Below are 20,024 nucleotides of genomic sequence, written 5' to 3'. Positions count from 1 at the left end.
AGACAGCTGGGGCCTGCTAATTTTCAGGACGGACTCGGTTGCGATCTCGAAACATTGCTGGACAATCCGTGGGACGCCGACCCGCCTGACTTCATTCCCGGCAACTACACGACTTATACCTTCATCCAGAAGTCAGCGACGTCGGGCATCCTCGTCGAAACAGCCTTTGGCACGACTGGCAACGATGCCATGTCCGGATCGGGAATCCTGTTTGCGAAAGAGGGGAACGACGGTCTCACTGGTAGGGCCAGCGATGATGCTCTCTACGGCGGGGCCGGCAACGACTGGCTCGATGGCGGGGCGGGCAGCGACATTCTCGATGGCGGCGACGGTTGGGACGTGGTGTCGTATCTAAGCGCCACGAGCGGCATCACGGTCGACCTGACGACCAACCAGAATAGCGGCGCTGCCCTCGGTGACGTTGTCGTCGATGTTGAGGTTCTGCAGTGTACGAACTTCAACGACATGCTCACGGGTGTGGATCGCGGTGGCGGCACTGGCGTCCAGCTCTATGGCGAAGGCGGCGACGACGGGCTGATCGGCAAAGGCGGCGGCGATGCGCTCTATGGCGGCGACGGCAACGATTGGCTCGATGGCGGGCCCGGCGGCGACATCCTGGATGGCGGTGCGGGCTGGGACGTGCTCTCGTACCAGAGTGCTGCCAGCGGGGTGACCGTCAACCTGACCACGAACGCCAATGGCGGAGCGGCAGCCGGCGATCAGATCACCAATGTCGAGGTCGTGCAGGGCACAAACTCCAACGACATGCTCACCGGCGTCGACCGGGGCAACGGCAACGGTGTGCAGCTCTATGGCGAGGGTGGCGACGATGGCCTGACCGGCAAGGCTGGAGGCGATGCGCTCTATGGCGGCGCCGGCAACGATTGGCTCGATGGCGGACCGGGCAGCGACATCCTTGACGGCGGCGAGGGCTGGGACGTGGTGTCCTATCTGTCGGCCAACGGCAGCGTCACGGTCGACCTGACCACCAACCAGAATGGCGGGGCGGCGGCCGGGGACCGGATCTCCAATATCGAGGTGCTGCAGGGCACAAATGCCAACGATTATCTCACGGGCGTGGATCGTGGTGGCGGCAGCGGCGTGCAGCTCTACGGCGAGGGCGGCAACGACAACCTGACCGGCAAGGGCGGGGGCGATTACCTGTTCGGCGGCAGCGGCAACGACTGGCTCGACGGCGGGGGCGGATCGGACATCCTGAATGGCGGCGCCGGCCAGGACAGCTTCGCGATGCTGACGGCGCTCGGAGCCGGCAATGTGGACCGGATCGAGGACTTTTCGGCGGCTGAGGGGGATCGGATCGTGCTGAGCCGGGGAGCGTTCGCCAACATGGCGTCCGGCTCGCTATCGTCCGGGGCGTTCAAGCTCGGCACGGTGGCGACCACGGCGGAGCAGCATATTCTGTACAACCAGAGCACGGGCGAGCTGTTTTACGATGTGGACGGCTCCGGTGCCCAGGCGGCGATCAAGTTTGCGGTGCTGACGGCCGGAACCGCGCTGGAAGCAAGCAACATCTTCGTCCTTTGACGAGGACAGAGGGCGCTGTGACAAAGGAGTGTGTAGTTCAACGAGCTACACACTCCTATCGAATCGCCAGTTTCACTCCGATTTGACTTTCGCAAACACAAAAGCAAACGGCAAAATCGCTGCCGAAACACTGGATAGGCTACACCTATTGATCTCCATTAATGCAATGATATAACCTTAAATTGCGGACTCTAATGGCTTAAGGGGCACGATCGCGCTGGCCAACCCGCACCCAATCGATGGAGAAAAAGATGGCGTTTAATCTCTGGGACCAAATGAGATGGACAGAGCAGATGGTTCTGGCCGGCACTCCTCTAGCGGGCACAGTTGGTGCTCCCTCTGATCCTGGTGGACTGCCAGGTTTGTCAAACATCCGCGCGTATCGGTATAATTCTGTTACCCGCGAGTTCGAGGGCAACACAATCATAACAAGTTCAGAGGTCCAGCATTCCTACAATGACGGTCTCTATGAAACAATTACTCCCGCCAATGGCGTAATTTTTTACATTCGTGCGGACGGCGGCATCGTCTACTATGGGGACAATGGCCTGCCTCGCATGGCCACTCAGGATATGATTTGGAATCCAAACTTTACTACTAATCCTACGAGTGAAGACGATGATGAGGCCCCTGACGGAGGCGATTCCGGCGCTCAGAGCACGCACGAAGGGACTGTCTTTATCAATCTTGGCAGCCATGCCCTATTCGTGACTGCAACCTTTGCCACAACAGGCAATGACGTCATAACAAAAGGTGGCTTTGTCTACGGAGAAGGTGGGCACGATTCCCTGATTGGCAGCTCCGGGGCGGACCATCTCAACGGCGGTGACGGCAATGACTGGCTCGATGGTGGGGCTGGTGGTGACCTGCTGGATGGCGGCGCCGGCTGGGATGTGGTCTCGTATCTTCTCTCCTCTACTTCAGGCGTGGTTGTGAATCTAACCACAAATGAGAACAGTGGCGCAGCTACTGGTGACCGGCTGCTCAACATCGAACTCGTCGAAGGTACGAACTATGGGGATACGATTACAGGCGTACTGCGAGAGGGCGGACACGGTGTAGAGCTCTCCGGTAAAGGCGGTAATGATTATCTCATCGGCAAGGAAGGCGCAGATCGTCTCTATGGAGGGGACGACAACGACTGGATGTTCGGAGGTCAAGGCGCTGACACAATTGATGGCGGCAACGGCTGGGACGTGGCGTCATATCTTGGTATGTCGAGCGGAATAAATGTCAATTTGACGACGAATGAGAATGGCGGTGCCGCTCAGGGCGATCAGGTTCTCAATGTAGAGGTCCTTCAGGGCACTGATTACAACGACATCCTCACCGGCGTGGACCGCGGTGGCGGCATCGGCGTACAGCTCTATGGAGAAGGCGGAGCTGACAACCTGACTGGTAAAGGAGGTGGTGACTATCTTTACGGTGGGAGCGGCGCTGATTGGCTCGATGGAGGTTGGGGCTCAGATATTCTAGTCGGTGGCAGCGGAACCGATACGTTCGCGTTCACGGCAGCTCTTGGAAGCGGCAACGTCGACGATATCAGAGACTTCACTGTCTCTGACAATGACAAGATTGTGCTCAGCCGCCATGTATTTACGAGTGTTGGTCTCGGCGTATTATCGAGCGCCGCCTTCACGGCGGGCGTAGGAGCTACGACAGCTGAGCACCGGATCATTTACAATCAAGCTACGGGCGATCTATCCTATGATGCAGACGGCTCAGGAGCGCTGGCGGCTGTCAAGTTTGCAGCAATGTCCGCAGCGGGTGCGCAACTTAGCGCCTCCAACTTCTACGTAATGTAAGGCCTGAAGCAAGACGCATAGACGGATCATCGAACCTGATAAACGCGGCACTGCGAGGTGCTGCGTTTATTCGCGTATGCGGAACATGAGCCGGCGTCATGGGGAGAGCTGTTTATTGTAAAATTGTTCTTTTATGCCGCCGCGTCCGCCAGTGCGATCTCCGCGCTGCTGCTCTCTGCAAGCGGCAGGTGGACCAGCACGATGGTTCCGACGCCCTCCTGGCTGCGGATGCGCAGGGATCCGCCGTGCAGTTCGGTCAGAGACCGGGCGATGGCAAGTCCGAGACCTGAGCCCTTGTAGCTCTTCGAGAACTCGGTCTCGACCTGCTCGAACGGTTGGCCGAGCTTGTGCAGGGCGCTCGCGGGGATGCCGATGCCGTTATCCTCGACATAGATGTTGACGGCGTCGCCCGCATGGCGTGTGCGAACCGTAATGCATCCGCCGTCGCCCGTGAACTTGGTGGCGTTCTGCAGCAGGTTGACGAGGATCTGGTGGATCGCGCGCTCGTCTGCCGGGACGACGATGTCCTCCGGATTGACGTCGACCGTGATGGACAGGTTCTTGGCCTTGATCTGTTCGTTCACGAGGCGCAGGGCGCGCTGGATCGAGGCATTCACGGCAATGGGCTGCTTCGTCAGCGTGGTGCGGCCGGCCTCGATGCGCGACATGTCGAGAATGTCGTTGATGACCGACAGGAGATATTCGCCGCTCGAGCGGATGTCCGTGCAGTATTCCTCGTATTTGTCGGAGCCGAGTTGCCCGAAGATGCCGCTCTGCATCACCTCGGCAAAGCCGATGATGGCGTTGAGGGGCGTGCGCAGCTCGTGGCTCATGTTGGCCAGGAACTCGGACTTTGCTCGGTTGGCGCTTTCAGCCTGCGCCTTCTGGTCGAGATAACGCTCGGCCAGATCCGCGAGCTGCTGCGTCTGCGCCTGCAGTTTCTGGCGCGACTGCTTGAGGTCGAGAACGGTCGCGATCAGCTCCTTCTCGGATTCGACGAGGCGCTGCTCGTGGCGCTTGAGGGCCGTGATGTCCGTGCCCACCGACACATAGCCGCCGTCCTTGGTGCGCCGCTCGTTGATCTGCAGCCAGCGGCCATCCTGAAGCCGCGCCTCATAGCTGCGTGCGCCCACGTCCTGCTTCTGGGCCCGCATGAACTGGTGCTGGATTTCCGGCGGGCGGCCCTGCGCCATCACGTCCGCATAGGACTTACCCTGGATCTCCGCATCCGGAGCGAGTTCGTGCAGCTTGAGGAATTTCGAGTTGCAGAGGACGAGGCGGTTATTGGCGTCCCACAGGACGAAAGCCTCGGAGATCGCCTCGATGGCATCGTGCAGGCGCGCATCGGCCCTGGCGGTCTTCTCTTCGAGCCCGCGCTGCTCCGTCACGTCCACGGCGATTCCCACAAGGTGGCTCGCCGCATCGTCCGGATCGTTCATCAGCTCCGCACGGGCACGCAACCACACCCATTCGCCGCCCGCGCTGCGGATGCGAAACTCATAATCTACTAACGAGGTTTTGGCTGAGGCGAGCTGCTCGGCGAGCGTATAGAGATCCTGATCGTCCGGGTGGATCATGGCGTTCACCTCGCCGAAGGACAGGAACTCGTCCTGCCGTTCGTAGCCGAGGAGTTCGTACATGGAATCGGACCAGTAGAGGCGTCCGCGTCCGATGTCCCAGTCCCACAGGCCGCAGCGACCGCGGTTCAGCGCGGAGTCGATCCGGTCGCGGACCTTCTCACACACCTCGTCGGCAGCGCGGGCGCGGTTTGCCTGCATCACATAGGCAATGCCAATTCCCAAAAGAACCACGATGGTCGCGCCGAGCAGGGATACATGCCCGACAGTGCGCGCCCACCAGCCGGACAGCACATGGGGGAGCGGCTGCACGACGGCGATCTGGCCTGCGGAAGCGGGCAGCGACCGAACCGTGGCAATGCCCTGCTGGCCCGAGGCCAGGCGGATGGTCATGACGCCGGCCCGGTCCGCGAAAGTCGTGAGGGGCTGAGCGTCGCCCAGGATCTCGTTGAGAGACTTCGGCGCATCCTGGATCGCCGGGTGAACCGCGATCACAAGACCCGAGGCATCTGCGAGCAGCAGCATGCGGCTGCGTGACAGGGCGCTCGCCGGCATGCCCTTCACGAGGGCCTGCATCCGTGCAGCAGCATCCGCCGCATTCGTCGGTGCCTTGTGCGGGCCGAGTTTCGCGGCCGACAGGGATGCGATGATGTCAATGTCGCCGACGGCGTCGAGAAGGGTCTCCTCGCGGCCATTGCGCACCTGGATCCAGGCGCTTGCAGCGAGCGTGATGAGAAAGAGAGCGAGCAGAGCAGGCACGGCCAAGCGGAGCAGGGGCTCATATTGCTCAAGCCGACGATAGGTCGGATGCGCGTCGGTTCGCGTCACCCCTAGAATTGTACCCGCACGCGCGGGTACGCATGCGGTCGCCGCCCCCGCCATGCGATCTCCCTCCGGAATCCCTCAATGTCCCTATTCGGTAGGACGTGCCGCATCTTCCCGAATCACTAACAATAGAATCATCGCCGAGTGATTTGTCCAGCTATGCGAGGACTCATTAGGCCAAAATTTTTAATACTCCGTTAGGGAAGATGGCGGTTTTCGACTTTTGTCGAAATTTGTCTCTTTTCAAAAGCTTACCTGTTCTGTGCTTCTTCGAGCGAACGGTGCACGATATCCCCTACGTCACGGGAAAGACTCGCGTTTTCGGCAATACGAAGAAGTGCGCTGCGAGCACGGTTTCGGCGCTCTTTTTCCATGATCCGCCAGGAGCCGAAAGCGGTGAGCAGGCGGGATGCCAGCTGTGGATTCAGTGGATCGACGCGCAGGACCATGTCGGCCACGAAATCGTAGCCCTGTCCGTCGGGTCGGTTGAATTGGGTCGGATTGAGCATCGCGAAGCTGCCCACCAGGGAGCGCACGCGGTTGGGGTTTCCGATCGAGAAGGCGGGATGCTCCATCAGGCTCCTGACGCGCCGCAGCGTGTCCTCCTCCTGGATCGCGGCCTGGAGCGTGAACCACTTGTCGAGCACCAGGGGTTCCGTCGCGTAGCGCTCGCCGAAGGTGGCAAGCGCGTTCTCGCGCGCTTCTCCCGGAAGCGTCGTCAGCACGCTGAGCGAGGCTAGCCGGTCGGTCATGTTGCTTGCGGCCGAGAATTGCGCGCTCGCGAGTTGCTCTCCCAGATCCGGATCCGCAGCGGCCAGAAGATCGAGCGCCACATTGCGCAGGGCACGGCGCCCGGCGCTTGCGGCATCGGGGCTGTAGGGCCCGCTTTCGGCGAGGCGCACATAAATCCCATGCAGAGCCTCACGGCATGTGGTGCCGAGAATACGGCGTAGTTCCAGACGTGCGCGATGGATCGCATCCGGGTCCACATCGGTCCCGATCTCCTGCGCCACGTCCGCCTCTCCCGGCAGCGTCAGGACCAGCGCCGCGAAGGCTGGGTCGCGTTCGGCGTCGCGGGCCAGGAAATCGTGGAGCGCGAAAGCCAGGGCGTCGAAATCTCCATCGGGCGCGACAGTGCCGGTTGCGAGGCCGACGAGGAGGCGCATGGCCACCGTCTGGCCAGCCTGCCACCGGTTGAACGCATCCGTGTCGTGCCGCAGAAGAATGAGGAGGTCTTCGTTCGTGAGTTCGAGGGTGGTGCGCACCGGCGCCGAGAAGTCCCGGAACAGGGACGGGACGGGCGCAGAGGTGACACCGGTGAACACGAGACTGTCCTGCGCCTTGTCGAACAGGAAGACGTTCTGCGGGCTCACGCGCTCGCAATGGGCCGCAAGCGCGGTCCCGTCGCGGGCGACGAGGCCAAGCCGGACCGGAATGGCCATGGGTTCCTTCTGCGGCTGTCCGGGCGTGGGCGGTGTCGCCTGCGTGAAGTCGAGGCGATAGGTCTGCGCCGTTGCATCATAGACGCCGCGCACGGTGACTCTTGGCGTCCCGGCCTGCGCATACCATCGCGCGAAATGCGACAGGTCGCGGCCTGTGACGGTCGCGAAGGCATCGAGAAAGTCCTCTACCGTCGCGGCAGTGCCGTCGCAGCGCTCGAAATAGAGATCCATCCCACGCCGGAAATCCTCGTCCCCGATCAGGGTCTTGAGCATGCGCACGATCTCGGCGCCCTTCTCGTAGACCGTCGCGGTGTAGAAATTGTTGATCTCGCGGTATTGCTGCGGCCGCACGGGATGCGCGAGGGGGCTCGCATCCTCGGCGAATTGCCGAGCACGCAGGGTCTTCACCTCGGCGATACGGTGGACGGGGCGGGAACGCTCGTCGGACGAGAATTCCTGGTCGCGGAAAACCGTCAGGCCTTCCTTGAGGCAAAGCTGGAACCAGTCCCGGCAGGTGACGCGGTTACCCGACCAGTTGTGGAAATATTCGTGCGCGATGATCGCCTCGATATTGGCGTAGTCCGCGTCGGTCGCGGTCTCGGGGCTCGCCAGCACGTATTTGTCGTTGAAGATGTTGAGCCCCTTGTTCTCCATGGCGCCCATGTTGAAATCCGACACGGCTACGATGTTGAACTCGTCGAGATCGTATTCCCGCCCGAAGACTCTCTCGTCCCAGCGCATGGAGCGCTCCAGGGCATCGAGCGCATAGCCGGCGCGCTCCTCCTTCCCGGGCTCCACATAGACCTTGAGCGCGACCTTGCGCCCGCCCATGGTCGTAAAAGCCTTGCCCACATGGCCGAGCCGCCCGCCCACGAGAGCGAAGAGATAGGACGGCTTCGGATGCGGGTCGTGCCATACGGCATAGTGCCGGTTGGTGCCCTCGATCGCTCCGCTCTCCACCGGGTTGCCATTGCCGAGCAGCACCGGTGCCTCGTCCCGGTCCGCCTCGATGCGGGTGGTGTAGACGGACAGCACGTCCGGCCGGTCGAGGAAATAGGTAATGCGGCGAAAGCCGTCGGCCTCGCATTGCGTGCAGTAATTGCCGCCGGAGCGATAGAGCCCCATGAGCTTGGTGTTCGCCGTGGGGTCGATCTCCGTCTCGACTGTCAGGGTGAAGGGCCCGCGCGGCGGCTGGCTGATCGTCAGGGATTGCGGCCCCGATTCGTACTCACCGCCCGGCAGGGCGCGCCCATCGAGGCTCACGGCCCGTAGGTTCAGGTCGTCCCCGTCGAGGACGAGGGGCGCATCCGCACGGCCCTCCGGGTTCGGCCGCATGGTCAGCGTGGCAATGACGCGGGTGGCGCGCGGGTCGAGCCGCACATCCAGAACGACCCGGTCGATCAGGAAATCGCTGGGCCGGTAATCCTTCAGCTGGATGATCTGGGACTCGTCGGGGCGCATGCGGACTCACCTGGGTGAAACTGGGTTGCGAAACATGGTCCCGGCCGGACCTTGCAAGCTTCATGCAGGGAAGGCAGGGATAGGTAAACGATGTATGAATAATGAAGCTTCCTTGGCCGATCCGAAAGGCCGGGACTTGATCTCGCGCCCAAATGCGCCATCACCTAGCCGCGATCGAACGGAGAGACGAATATGGAGTACCTGCACACGATGGTTCGCGTGTCGAACCTCGAGCAATCCCTGGACTTCTTCTGCAACAAGTTCGGCCTCGTCGAGGTCCGCCGGATGGATAACGAGAAAGGGCGCTATACCCTGGTCTTCCTGGCGGCTCCTGCCGATGTCGAGAAGGCCAAGGAATCCCGGGCGCCCCTGCTGGAGCTCACCTACAACTGGGACGAGCATGAATATTCGGGCGGCCGCAATTTCGGCCATCTCGCCTATCGGGTGGACGATATCTACGCCACCTGCCAGAAGCTGATGGATGCAGGCGTGACCATCAACAGGCCGCCCCGCGACGGCAACATGGCCTTCATCCGGACCCCCGACAACATCTCCATCGAGCTGCTCCAGCGTGGGGAACCCAAGCCGCCGCAGGAGCCCTGGGCTTCCATGCCCAATACGGGCACCTGGTAGCCTAACCTGCAGCCGGAGGGCCTCCGGGTCCTTCAGCCCGGAGCCCCACGAAAAGGCCTTGCTCCGTCCCGCGACCCGGCTCACCATGGCGAGCCGGGCTTTTCCGGCGGAGGATCATCGTGACACGAGAAGCGATCCGCTTTTGGCGGCATGGGCGGCCGGTCGAGGTTGCCGATTTCCACCCCCGCACCACGCTTCTGGACTATCTGAGACTGCAGCAGCGCCACGTCGGAACGAAAGAGGGCTGCGCCGAGGGGGATTGCGGCGCCTGCACGGTTGCGCTCGGCCGCATCCGCGGCGGGCGAGTGCATTACGAGCCGGTCAATGCCTGCATCTTGCTCTTGGGCCAGGTAGACGGCGCCGAGGTAGTGACCGTGGAGGATCTCGCGGCCGGCAGGGAGCTTCACCCCGTCCAGGCCGCGATGGCCGAGGGCCACGGCTCCCAATGCGGCTTCTGCACGCCTGGCATCGTCATGAGCCTCTTCACGCTCTACCACGGGGCAGAGCGCCCCGTGACCCGGGAGAGCGTCAACGATGTGCTCGCGGGCAATCTCTGCCGCTGCACCGGCTACCGTCCCATTGTCGATGCGGCCCTGAAGGCCTGCGACGGCACGCCCGCCGATGCCTTCGCGGCCGAGGGCGCGCGCATTGCCGAGGGGCTTGCGGCCCTGTCCGACACGCAGGACGTGTTCGTGGGTGATGAGACGCGTTTCTTCGCAGCTCCCGCCACGGAGGATTCGCTTGCGGCGCTCTATGCCCGCCATCCGGACGCGACGTTGGTCGCGGGCAACACTGATGTGGGCCTCTGGATCAACAAGGCGATGGCGGATCTCGATAGGATCATCTGGCTCGGTCGCGTGGCCGGGCTCGACCGGATCGAGGACGATTCCGAATTGCTCGCGATCGGCGCGACCGTGACCCATGGGGCCGCGCATGCGTCGCTCGCGCGCATCGATCCCGACCTCGGCGAGCTCGTGCGGCGCTTCGGCTCCGCGCAGATTCGCGCTTCGGGAACGGTCGGCGGCAACATCGCCAACGGGTCGCCCATCGGCGACCTTCCGCCGGCGCTGATCGCTCTCGGAGCGAGCCTCGAACTGCGTGGCCGCGAGACGATCCGCGTCCTTCCGCTCGAAGATTTCTTCATCGCCTATCGCCGGCAGGACCGGGCGCCCGGCGAATTCGTGCGCCGCGTGCTCGTGCCCAAGATCCGGCCGAACGAGGCCTTCCGCGCCCTCAAGGTCTCGAAAAGGTTCGACGAGGACATCTCGGCCGTCATGGGCGCCTTCCGCCTCACCCTCGACGGCCGCCGCATCGCATCCGCGCGCATTGCCTTCGGCGGCATGGCCGGCACGCCTAAGCGGGCTGCCAAGACCGAGCAAGCGCTTGTCGGAATCTCCCTCGACGAGCCCGCCTCCTGGGGCGACGCAATGGCGGCCCTGTCGAGCGACTACCAGCCGATGACCGACCACCGGGCCTCCGCGGCCTACCGCACGACGGTGGCTCGCAACCTCCTCTTCAAGGCCCTGAGCGAAATCGCCTCCGGCGAGACCCGCGCCACGCGGATCGTCGGCATTCGCGAGGCGCTCGAGGCGGCGGAGTAGGGTGATGGGTGAAAGATTGAAAACGAGCGCGACGGATTCCCCTCCCCCTTGTGGGGAGGGTCAGGGTGGGGGTGTCGGCGCTGAACTCTCAGAACGTGGCGCTCACACCCTCACCTCCAACTCCTCCCCACAAGGGGGAGGAGAGCAGGCCGAGCCTCTCCGCCACGTCCATCGGCCGCTGCCGCACGATTCCGGTTTCAAGCATGTCCAGGGCCTCGCCCAATATATCGACGACATCCGCGAGCCGGACGGGACGCTGCACATCGCCATCGGCCAGTCGCCGAAGGCGCGGGGGCGGCTCGTGTCGCTGGACCTGACGCAGGTCTTCGCGCAGGCAGGTGTCGTGACGGTCCTGACCGCGAAGGACGTGCCGGGCAAGAACGATGTCTCGCCCGCCTTCGGGGACGATCCGCTCTTCGTCGAAAGCGAAGTCAGCTTCCACGGCCAGGCCCTCTTTGCGGTCGTCGCCACGACCCGCGAGGCGGCGCGCCGTGCCGTGCGCCATGCCGTGGTGGAGATCGAGGCCGAGGCGCCGAGCATCACGGTCGAGGATGCGCTTGAGCGCGGCGAGACGGTACTGCCGGATTATGCTTTTGGCCGGGGCGATGCTGAGGCCGCCATCGCGCAGGCGGAGCATCGCCTGGAAGGGCAGTTCCGCGTCGGTGGGCAGGAGCATTTCTACCTCGAAGGCCAGGTGGCGCTCGCCGTGCCCGGAGAGGACGGTGACGTCCACGTCTATTCCTCCACGCAGCATCCGACAGAGGTACAGCACGTGGTTGCCCGCGTGCTCGACCTGCCGGACGCTTACGTGACCTGCGAGACACGCCGCATGGGCGGCGGTTTCGGCGGCAAGGAGAGCCAGGCGACGCAATGGGCCGTCACGGCAGCGCTCGCCGCGCGGGTCACTGGCCGCCCGTGCAAGCTACGGCTCGACCGGGACGACGATTTCGTCCTCACGGGCAAGCGGCACGATTTCCGCTGCGACTGGCAGGTTGGTTTCGACCATGACGGCCGCATCGCCGGCTATGCGGTCGATCTCCTGGCGCGCTGCGGCTATTCGGCGGACCTGTCCGGCGGTGTCGTCGACCGTGCCATGTTCCATGCGGACAATGCCTATTGGATGCCCGCCGCGCGGATCGCCTCCAGGCGGCTCAAGACCAACACGGTCTCGAACACGGCCTTCCGCGGCTTCGGCGGTCCGCAGGGCATGCTCGCCGTCGAGCATGTGATGGACCAGATCGCCTGGGCGACGGGGCGTGACCCTCTCGATGTGCGCTACGCCAATTTCTACGCGCCGGGCCGCAACCTCACGCCCTATGGCATGGAGGTGGAGGAAACCGACACGCTCGTGGAGCTGGTGCGCCAGTTGGAGGAGACCTCCGCTTACCGTGCACGACGCGAAGAGATTGCAGCCTTCAACGCTTCCTCACCGATCATGAAGCGCGGCATCGCGCTCACGCCCGTAAAATTCGGCATCAGCTTCACGCTCACCCATCTCAACCAGGCAGGCGCGCTGGTGCATGTCTATCAGGACGGCTCCGTTCACCTGAATCACGGCGGCACCGAGATGGGGCAGGGGCTCTACGTCAAGGTCGCGCAGGTGGTCGCCGAGGAATTCGGCATCGCGATGGAGCGGGTGCGCATCACGGCCACGACGACCGCGAAGGTGCCCAACACCTCGCCCACAGCCGCGTCCTCGGGCTCCGACCTTAACGGCATGGCGGCACGCATCGCGGCGGGCGCGATCCGGCAGCGCATGGCGGCCCATGCGGCGGAGCTTTACGGTGTACCCGTGGAGCAGGTGGAGTTCCGGGACGACCGGGTCTTCGCCGGCAACGAGAGCCTCACCTTCACGGAGCTCGCCAAGAAATGCGTGCTCGCCCGCGTGGCGCTCTCCGAGGCGGGTCATTACAAGACGCCGAAGATCACCTGGGATCGGGAAAAGGCCACTGGCCGGCCGTTCTTCTACTTCGCCTATGGAGCGGCGTGCTCCGAGGTCGTCGTCGATACGCTGACGGGCGAGAACCGGCTTCTGCGGGCTGACATCCTCCACGACGTGGGCCGCTCCCTCAACCCGGCCATCGACATCGGCCAGATCGAGGGCGGCTTCGTGCAGGGCATGGGGTGGATGACCACCGAGGAGCTGGTCTTCGACCGGGAGGGGCGCCTGCTCACCCACGCGCCGTCCACCTACAAGATCCCGGTTGCCTCCGACGTGCCGGCCGATTTCCGCGTGGCGCTCCATCCCAACGCGAACCCGGAGGAGACGGTCTACCGCTCGAAGGCGGTCGGCGAGCCGCCGATCATGCTGGCCAACAGCGTGTTCTGCGCCCTTGCGGACGCGGTCCACGCCCTCGATCCGTCACGGCCCGTTCCTCTCGATGCTCCCGCGACTCCGGAGGCGATCCTGCGCGCCTGCGAGGCCCTGCGGGGGAGGGCGTTGGGGTGAGGAACCCGGGGTGAACACCTGGCGCCGTCTGGTCGATTTCGTGAGCGTGCATGGCACGGCGGCCCTGGTCAGCGTCCACGAGGTGAAGGGCTCCGCGCCGCGGGAAACGGATGCGCATATGGTCGTGCGCCCTGACGGCGGCTTTTCGGGCACCATCGGCGGCGGCCATCTCGAGATGAAGATGCTCGCCGTCGCGCAGGAGATGCTGGGCGAGGGGCGCGGGCCGGCGCGGGTCCTGGACCAGGCCCTCGGCCCGGATCTCGGCCAGTGCTGCGGCGGGCGGGTGAAGATCCTCGTCGAGACCTTCGACCGGCGGGACATGGCGGATCTCGAAGCCCTGGCGCAGGCGGAGACCGCGGGCGGATTGTTCACGACGGAATGCCGTTTCGACGAGGCGGGCCGCGTCCGGCGCGAGGTCTCGTCGGCGGTCGGCGACGATTCCTGGACCCGGTGGCGCGAGACCCATGGAGAGGAGCGCACACCTGTTCTCCTCTTCGGCGCGGGCCACGTGGGGCGGGCGCTCGTCCTGGCCCTGGCGCCGCTTCCCTTCGCGGTCCGCTGGCTCGATCCGCGTCAGGACGCTTTTCCGGCCCACATTCCGGCCCATGCCGTACCGGTCCTTCTGAAGGACCCGCAGGCGGAGATCGCCGCGGCGCCAGCCAATGCCTTCATCCTGGTCATGACCCACGACCATCCCCTCGACATGGCGATCACGGCCGCGGCCCTAAGCCGGGGCTTTCCCTATGTGGGCCTCATCGGCAGCGCCACGAAGCGGGCACGGTTCGAGAAGCGTTTCCGGGAACTCGGCCTTGGGGAGGAGCGCCTGCACGATCTCGTCTGCCCCATCGGGCTGCCCGGCATCACCGGCAAAGACCCCGCCGTGATCGCCGCCTCGGTGACCGCCCAGCTCCTCCAGGCGCGTGAGAGGGTCGCGGGCACGGTCGTTTCGGGGACATCTCCCGTCATTCCGGGGCGAGCAGAGCGAGAGCCCGGAACCCATAATCACTGACGATGGAAGATAGAAAGCGACGGCATCCATCGCTCTTTATCCTAAATCGCTGGTGGTTATGGGTTCCGGGCTCGCCTGCGGCGCCCCGGAATGACGGACCATGCTCCACGGTGAGGGTCCTTCCAAAAACTCTCGCTTCCGCATGGCCCAGGCGGTAAAACCACCCCATGAGCGATATCAAGAGTGAAGATCAGCGTTTCCTGGCCCGCGCCATCGCGCTGTCCCGGGACCACATGAACAATGGGGCTGGCGGCCCGTTCGGGGCCGTGGTGGTGCGTGACGGCAAGGTTCTGGGCGAGGGCTGGAACCAAGTTACGTCCGCGAAGGATCCGACCGCCCACGCGGAGGTGGTGGCCATCCGCCGCGCTTGCGAGGCAGTGGGCGATTTCTCGCTCCAGGGCGCGACCATCTATACCAGCTGCGAGCCGTGCCCCATGTGCCTGGCCTCGGCCTATTGGGCGCGGGTCTCGCGCATCGTCTATGCCAATACCCGCGAGGATGCGGCCGAGATCGGTTTCGACGACAGCCTCATCTACGAGGAGATCCCGAAGCCCGCCTCCGAGCGGATCATCGCCATGGACCACGTGCCCAGCCTGGAGGCGAGGGCGGTGTTCGATGCCTGGGCCGAAAAGCCCGACAAGGTCACCTATTAGCAACCGCTCCCACCCATCCTATCTATCGGTTTCCGATCAGAGCCTTTCGAGAGTTCCCATGCCGCGCGCCACCACCCTCGTCCGCAAGCCTGCCGTGAAGTCCGACCGGGTCGTCGACACGATCGTCCTGGACCAAGCGGCCCGCAGCCGCCGCCATGCGCATCTGAAGGCCGAGGCCGGCACCGAGATCCATCTCGACCTCGACATGGAGACGGTGATCAACGACGGGGACGCCCTGCGGCTCGAGGACGGCCGCCTCGTGCAGGTGAAGGCCGCTGCCGAGGACCTTCTCGAGGTGCGGGCCGAGAATCCCTTGCGCCTTATGCGCCTCGCCTGGCATCTCGGCAGTCAGCACGGCCTTGCGGAGATCACGGCAGATGCCCTCTATGTGGAGAACACCCCGGCCCTGGCCGAGCTCGCCCGCGGGCAGGGCTGCGTCGCGACCCCGGTGAAGCGCGCCTTCCGGCCGGAACAGAGCGCCCACCATTGCGACCACGACCACCATCATCACCATGGTCATGACCATCATGATCATGGGCACGCCCATGATCATCACGGCCACGAACATAAGCATGAGCATGCTCATCACGAGCATGGTCCCGGCTGCGGATGTGGCCACCATCACCACGACCATGGCCACAAGCACGATCACTGACCGGCCTGCGCGGCACTGAACCCAGCATGTCGAAGACCACCCGCGCCACGCTCGCCCTGCAGGGAGCGGGCGTTCCATTCACGGTGCATGCTTACGATTACGATCCCCAGGCGGAGCGGATCGGCCTGCAGGCCGCGGAGGCTCTGGGCGTGGAGCCTGGCGGCGTGCTCAAGACCCTCATGGTGACGGTCGACGGGAAACCGGCCTGCGCCATCGTCCCCTCCGACCGGGAGGTGAACCTGAAGAAACTCGCGGCGGTGCTCGGCGCGAAATCCGCCCAGATGATGAAGCCCGCCGACGCAGAGCGCCTGACCGGCTACCACGTGGGCGGCATCAGCCCGTTCGGGCAGAAGAAGCGCGTGCCGACCGTGCTGGACGAGGCGGCGCTGGCTTACGAGACTGTCTTCATCAACGGCGGCCAGCGCGGACTTCAGGTTCGGCTCCAGCCCGGAGACGCAGTGCAGGTACTTGGCGCGAAAGTCGCGGCGGTGGTCGCCGAGAACTCCTGAAGGCCTGCTTTTCGGGCGCTCGCGGAAGGGCAGGCCCTTCCGCGTTCGTCGCGACATCGCTGCCTAAAGCCGGCTGCGGCTATTTACGATGCGAGGAGGAGTTGGTTTTATTCAGAGGCAGCTTTTTCTCGTGACCGGGCGCATAGCCGGACGCACCCGGCTCGGTGACCGACCCTGTCGTGTCGGTTTGCATCTTGTGGCCAGGCGAGACGCTCGAGACACCCGGGCGCGTCAGCTTGCTCCGGTCCTGCTGTCCTGGCGCATACTGCCTTGCGCTGTTCGGGTTGCTATTGGTGCCTGCGCCAGTGGATTGTGCATAGCTGGCGGCTGGAACTGCCAGCAGCAGGGCTGCGGCACAGGAAAGTCCAACGATCTTCTTCACGTCTGCACTCCTTCGGCGCTGATGCACATGAGATTCGAGGAACGTATGCTTCGTTCTGTAGTTCCAGCTTTGCCGGGCATTGGATTTATACTGTCGCAAGTGGGAACTTTTTCGCCGAAAACTTCGGAGGATGCGGGCAGATTTGCCCTGTGACACCGACTCGCGCCTATTTTCCTTGTGCTCGCCGTCGCCATATTGGAAAAGGCCCGCTGACGAGATCGGCCGACCCTTGCTTGAGATGATGCAGAAATTCTTCACCGTTGCGCCCATGATGGAATGGACTGACCGGAATTGCCGGGCGTTCCATCGCGTCCTGTCGCGCCGGGCGCGGCTCTATACCGAGATGGTGACGACGGGCGCCGTGATCTTCGGGCCGCGGGAGCGGCTGCTCGGCTTCGACCCGTCGGAGCATCCGGTCGCGGTGCAGCTCGGCGGCTCGGATCCGGCGGAGCTGGCGAAGGCCGCCCGGATCTGCGCCGAATTCGGTTATAACGAGATCAACCTGAATGTGGGCTGCCCCTCCGACCGGGTGCAGAACGGGCGCTTCGGCGCCTGCCTCATGCAGGAGCCTGAGCTGGTGGGCGAATGCGTCGCCGCCATGAAGGCCGCGGTCGCGCTGCCCGTGACGGTCAAGTGCCGCATCGGCGTGGACGAGCAGGACCCGGAAGAGGCCCTCGACCGGCTGACCGATGCGGTGGTGGCCGCCGGTTGCGACGAGCTGACGGTCCATGCCCGCAAGGCCTGGCTCCAGGGCCTGTCGCCCAAGGAGAACCGGGATGTTCCGCCTCTCGATTACGACCGGGTGTACCGGCTGAAGAAGGCCCGCCCGGGCCTGACCATCGCGATCAACGGCGGCATCAAGACCATGGCGGAGGTGCAGACGCATCTGCAGCACGTGGACGGCGTGATGGTGGGACGGACGGCCTATCAGGAGCCGGAGATTCTTCTGGCTGTGGACCGCGAGGTTTATGGAGAGGTTCCCCAGGTGGCCGATGCCTTCGAGGCGGTCGAGGCCTATGAGCCCTATGTGGCCGCCCGGCTCGCGGAGGGCGAGCGCCTCCATTCCATGACCCGGCACATGCTCGGCCTCTTCACCGGACGCCCGGGCGCCAGGGCCTACCGCCGGCACCTTGCGACTGAGGCGCTGAAGCCGGGCGCCGGCCTCGAGACCCTGCGGGAGGCCGTCGCCCATGTGTCCCGTGCCGTGGAGCGACAGGCTGCTATGGATTCGATTCCGGCCTAGCTGGAGAGCTGAGGCCGGGGCCTCAATGAACTGGTTGTGCCCAAGGGTTGTATTTTACAACTATAGATATAGTACAGGTGCGTTATTGCACAGTAGAAATCCATTCGCGACCGTTTCGAAGGTCGGGAAGTCTTTCCTGTAACATTATTCGCTTTATGATGACTCCCGCATGAAGGTCGCGCTTTGCGAGGCCTTCGTCACTTGCAAAAGGGAGTATCACCATGCGTCTTTCCACCAGTGCCGCGATCCTCGCGGCCGCCGCCGGTTTGTTTCTGGCGACGGAAGCGGGGGCGACGTTCACGGCCAACGGCTTGGCCCAAAATGGCCTTTCGGCCAATGGCTTGGCCATGAACGGCTTGGCTATGAACGGCTTGGCTATGAATGGCCTTTCGGCGAACGGGCTCGCGACAAACGGGCTCTCCGCGAACGGACTGTCGGCCAACGGTCTCGCCACCAATGGCACGAAGGCCGGTACGGTCCGCGTGAAGGGGATCGTCCTGCAGGATGGATCGTCCGTTTCCCTGAAGTAAGAACCGACCTTATATCGGTCCAACGGGCCCTCCCGCTCCGGCGGGAGGGCCTTTTGCGTTTGGAGGTCTCCGTCACCGGCAGGGCAGGATCAGCCCGTGTCCGGGGGACGCTTCGGGTGCCTGGAAGGTGGCATGTGCACCGGCGCGCGTGACCCTGAGTTCGTGTCGAAGGAGCCCTAGAGTTAATAGGTAGTTAATCCTTAGGGTGCTGCGGAATGGCTCGCATTTTATGTTCGCCAGGCCCGCCGACAACATGGCCTACCACTGCGCTTCAAAGGTTTCGAAACTATATTGCCATTTCGTGCAATAATGTAGCTTGACTGTAACGTTATTCAATAAATATTCCTCTCCGTCAGCGTCGCCATGGGGCTGCGCCGGCAAAGTCCATTCCCAAATCCTTTCATGGAGAAGATCATGTTTACGCGCTTTCATATCCTGACGCTCGGTGCCGCCATCGCCCTTTCGGCAACAGGCGCCATGGCCCACGAGACGGCTAACGGCCTGAGCGTGAACGGCCTCAGTGTAAATGGGCTCAGTGTGAATGGCCTCAGCGTGAATGGGCTGAGCGTCAATGGCCTCAGCGTTAACGGTCTGAGCGTGAACGGCTTGAGCGTCAACGGCTTGAGCGTCAATGGGCTCAGCGTGAACGGCCAGGAGGCCAAGGGTCTGGCCGCTGGAGCAAGCGCCGTGCAGCCCGCCTCCCTCACGCTGCAGGACGGTTCGGTCGTCCGCCTGCGCTAGGCGCATCTCCGGAGCCTCCTGTCGGAGGCTCCATTCCTGCTGCGGAGCCTTCCATGCGAAGCCTGGCCACATTCCTTCTGTCTCTCTTTTTGGGTCTCGGCTTCTCCGGCAGCTGCCTTGCGGTCGACGGCCAGTTGCGCATGGAAGGGGCGGACCCCGTGCTGAGCCTCGACGATGGCCGCGTTCTGCGGCGGGAAGCGCTGGCCGGGCTGACCTTGAACCTCGCAGGTCCAGCCGGGGAGGCCCAAGTCCGCATCGACTCCGTCGTGGTGGAGGAGGCTGCACCGAGCGGGCCCATCCCGCTCTTCAGCCTTTCCACACACCGGCCCGGAGAGCCGCCTGCAAACATTTGCCGGCCGGACCCGAAGGGGCGGCAACTCGCCCTCGCGCTGCCCGACCGCAATGGCGGCTTCACCTTCACGTGCACCAGCGGCGCCGAGGGCAAATGCGTGCTCATGGGCTACCGGCCCTGGGAAACGCGGGATGGCGTCCCTCTCCAGGACCTCCACCGCGCCTGCATCCACATGCTGCGCGCCGATTACGGCGGCGACGACCGGCCGACCACCCGCGACGGCACCCTCGTCGACATCTACGACCGCTTCGACATCCAGGTTTCAGAGCCGAACCCGTCCCTGTCCTTCGAGGCCGCCTGGGGCCCCGACGGCGCCCTCTGCGTCGCGCATCCGCGGATCCCCGAGAACGTTTCCCTCACGGCCCTGGCGGAGCGCTATCCCCGCCTCGCCGGGCATCTCGGTCCGGAATCCTGCACCGAGGCTGCCATGCGGGCCGACCCGCGCGCGCTGCTCTTCAACCGCTCGGCTGCACATTGAGTGCATCTACCGAGTATTTCGAGTGACTCGGGAAGCGCTAGCCTGCCCTCTCCCCCCTTGTGGGGGAGAGTTGGAGAGGGGGGTGTGAGCGCCGGCCTGGATTCAGCTCAGCGCTCACACCCCCACCCTAACCC

At 64.1% G+C, this 20,024-nt stretch carries 16 protein-coding genes; 13 read left to right on the top strand and 3 right to left on the bottom strand.

The features are described 5' to 3' along the window. The first annotated feature begins 54 nt into the window (after positions 1-54). Both C4E04_RS14020 and C4E04_RS14015 read left to right on the top strand, forming a co-directional pair. Positions 55-1,545, top strand: coding sequence for a calcium-binding protein (locus C4E04_RS14020; protein ID WP_162559405.1), 1,491 nt, complete (start codon positions 55-57; stop codon positions 1,543-1,545). 251 nt (positions 1,546-1,796) lie between these two features. Beyond that, a complete protein-coding gene (locus C4E04_RS14015; RefSeq protein ID WP_162559404.1) occupies positions 1,797-3,350 on the top strand; it encodes a calcium-binding protein in 1,554 nt (517 codons plus the stop codon). Positions 3,351-3,481: 131 nt separating this feature from the next. Here C4E04_RS14015 and C4E04_RS14010 read toward each other — a convergent pair whose 3' ends face one another. Continuing rightward, positions 3,482-5,755, bottom strand: coding sequence for a PAS domain-containing sensor histidine kinase (locus tag C4E04_RS14010; protein WP_245416107.1), 2,274 nt, complete (start codon positions 5,753-5,755; stop codon positions 3,482-3,484). Positions 5,756-6,003: 248 nt separating this feature from the next. Beyond that, positions 6,004-8,655, bottom strand: a complete 2,652-nt coding sequence (gene pepN / locus C4E04_RS14005; protein WP_109598199.1) for an aminopeptidase N — start codon at positions 8,653-8,655, stop codon at positions 6,004-6,006. Between the two features lie 192 nt (positions 8,656-8,847). Here pepN and C4E04_RS14000 point away from each other — a divergent pair, with 192 nt between their 5' ends. From C4E04_RS14000 to ybaK, 7 genes are all read left to right on the top strand, one after another. After that, positions 8,848-9,288, top strand: coding sequence for a VOC family protein (locus C4E04_RS14000; protein WP_109598197.1), 441 nt, complete (start codon positions 8,848-8,850; stop codon positions 9,286-9,288). A 119-nt stretch (positions 9,289-9,407) separates the two neighbouring features. Continuing rightward, positions 9,408-10,889 (top strand): xanthine dehydrogenase small subunit, encoded by a 1,482-nt coding sequence (gene xdhA, locus C4E04_RS13995; RefSeq protein ID WP_109598195.1) that lies wholly within the window; start codon positions 9,408-9,410, stop codon positions 10,887-10,889. Positions 10,890-10,893: 4 nt separating this feature from the next. After that, positions 10,894-13,338, top strand: coding sequence for a xanthine dehydrogenase molybdopterin binding subunit (gene xdhB, locus C4E04_RS13990; RefSeq protein WP_109598193.1), 2,445 nt, complete (start codon positions 10,894-10,896; stop codon positions 13,336-13,338). A 10-nt stretch (positions 13,339-13,348) separates the two neighbouring features. Then, positions 13,349-14,347, top strand: coding sequence for a xanthine dehydrogenase accessory protein XdhC (gene xdhC, locus C4E04_RS13985; protein ID WP_109598191.1), 999 nt, complete (start codon positions 13,349-13,351; stop codon positions 14,345-14,347). Positions 14,348-14,514: 167 nt separating this feature from the next. Beyond that, complete coding sequence (locus tag C4E04_RS13980; protein ID WP_109598189.1) at positions 14,515-15,000, top strand: nucleoside deaminase; 486 nt, start codon at positions 14,515-14,517, stop codon at positions 14,998-15,000. Positions 15,001-15,058: 58 nt separating this feature from the next. Further along, positions 15,059-15,655, top strand: coding sequence for an urease accessory protein UreE (locus C4E04_RS13975; RefSeq protein ID WP_109598187.1), 597 nt, complete (start codon positions 15,059-15,061; stop codon positions 15,653-15,655). Positions 15,656-15,681: 26 nt separating this feature from the next. Further along, complete coding sequence (gene ybaK, locus C4E04_RS13970) at positions 15,682-16,164, top strand: Cys-tRNA(Pro) deacylase (RefSeq protein WP_109598185.1); 483 nt, start codon at positions 15,682-15,684, stop codon at positions 16,162-16,164. A gap of 79 nt (positions 16,165-16,243) precedes the next feature. On the opposite strand, the gene C4E04_RS20930 is transcribed toward ybaK, so the two are convergent. Next, positions 16,244-16,546, bottom strand: coding sequence for a hypothetical protein (locus C4E04_RS20930; protein ID WP_162559403.1), 303 nt, complete (start codon positions 16,544-16,546; stop codon positions 16,244-16,246). Between the two features lie 238 nt (positions 16,547-16,784). Here C4E04_RS20930 and dusA point away from each other — a divergent pair, with 238 nt between their 5' ends. The 4 genes from dusA (at position 16,785) to C4E04_RS13950 (ending at position 19,890) form a co-directional block, all read left to right on the top strand. Continuing rightward, on the top strand, positions 16,785-17,789 hold the full coding sequence (gene dusA / locus C4E04_RS13965) for a tRNA dihydrouridine(20/20a) synthase DusA (RefSeq protein WP_109598183.1): 1,005 nt from the start codon (positions 16,785-16,787) through the stop codon (positions 17,787-17,789). Between the two features lie 221 nt (positions 17,790-18,010). Further along, entirely contained in the window at positions 18,011-18,319 is a 309-nt protein-coding gene (locus C4E04_RS13960) for a hypothetical protein (protein WP_109598180.1), read from the top strand. Between the two features lie 414 nt (positions 18,320-18,733). Then, positions 18,734-19,060, top strand: coding sequence for a hypothetical protein (locus C4E04_RS21200; RefSeq protein WP_162559402.1), 327 nt, complete (start codon positions 18,734-18,736; stop codon positions 19,058-19,060). A 53-nt stretch (positions 19,061-19,113) separates the two neighbouring features. Further along, positions 19,114-19,890 (top strand): ADYC domain-containing protein, encoded by a 777-nt coding sequence (locus C4E04_RS13950; RefSeq protein ID WP_109598178.1) that lies wholly within the window; start codon positions 19,114-19,116, stop codon positions 19,888-19,890. Positions 19,891-20,024: the final 134 nt, after the last annotated feature.

This window comes from Microvirga sp. 17 mud 1-3, assembly GCF_003151255.1.
Lineage (GTDB): Bacteria > Pseudomonadota > Alphaproteobacteria > Rhizobiales > Beijerinckiaceae > Microvirga.
This window is presented reverse-complemented; position numbering and strand designations above follow the sequence as displayed.

Excerpts from the sequence above, each read along its gene's own strand:
- C4E04_RS13980 (WP_109598189.1), top strand. The coding sequence starts at position 14,515 with ATGAGCGATATCAAGAGTGAAGATCAGCGTTTCCTGGCCCGCGCCATC.
- C4E04_RS14015 (WP_162559404.1), top strand. The coding sequence starts at position 1,797 with ATGGCGTTTAATCTCTGGGACCAAATGAGATGGACAGAGCAGATGGTT.
- ybaK (WP_109598185.1), top strand. The coding sequence starts at position 15,682 with ATGTCGAAGACCACCCGCGCCACGCTCGCCCTGCAGGGAGCGGGCGTT.
- C4E04_RS14000 (WP_109598197.1), top strand. The coding sequence starts at position 8,848 with ATGGAGTACCTGCACACGATGGTTCGCGTGTCGAACCTCGAGCAATCC.
- pepN (WP_109598199.1), bottom strand. The coding sequence starts at position 8,655 with ATGCGCCCCGACGAGTCCCAGATCATCCAGCTGAAGGATTACCGGCCC.
- C4E04_RS13950 (WP_109598178.1), top strand. The coding sequence starts at position 19,114 with ATGCGAAGCCTGGCCACATTCCTTCTGTCTCTCTTTTTGGGTCTCGGC.
- C4E04_RS21200 (WP_162559402.1), top strand. The coding sequence starts at position 18,734 with ATGTTTACGCGCTTTCATATCCTGACGCTCGGTGCCGCCATCGCCCTT.
- C4E04_RS13975 (WP_109598187.1), top strand. The coding sequence starts at position 15,059 with ATGCCGCGCGCCACCACCCTCGTCCGCAAGCCTGCCGTGAAGTCCGAC.
- xdhB (WP_109598193.1), top strand. The coding sequence starts at position 10,894 with ATGGGTGAAAGATTGAAAACGAGCGCGACGGATTCCCCTCCCCCTTGT.
- dusA (WP_109598183.1), top strand. The coding sequence starts at position 16,785 with ATGATGCAGAAATTCTTCACCGTTGCGCCCATGATGGAATGGACTGAC.
- C4E04_RS13960 (WP_109598180.1), top strand. The coding sequence starts at position 18,011 with ATGCGTCTTTCCACCAGTGCCGCGATCCTCGCGGCCGCCGCCGGTTTG.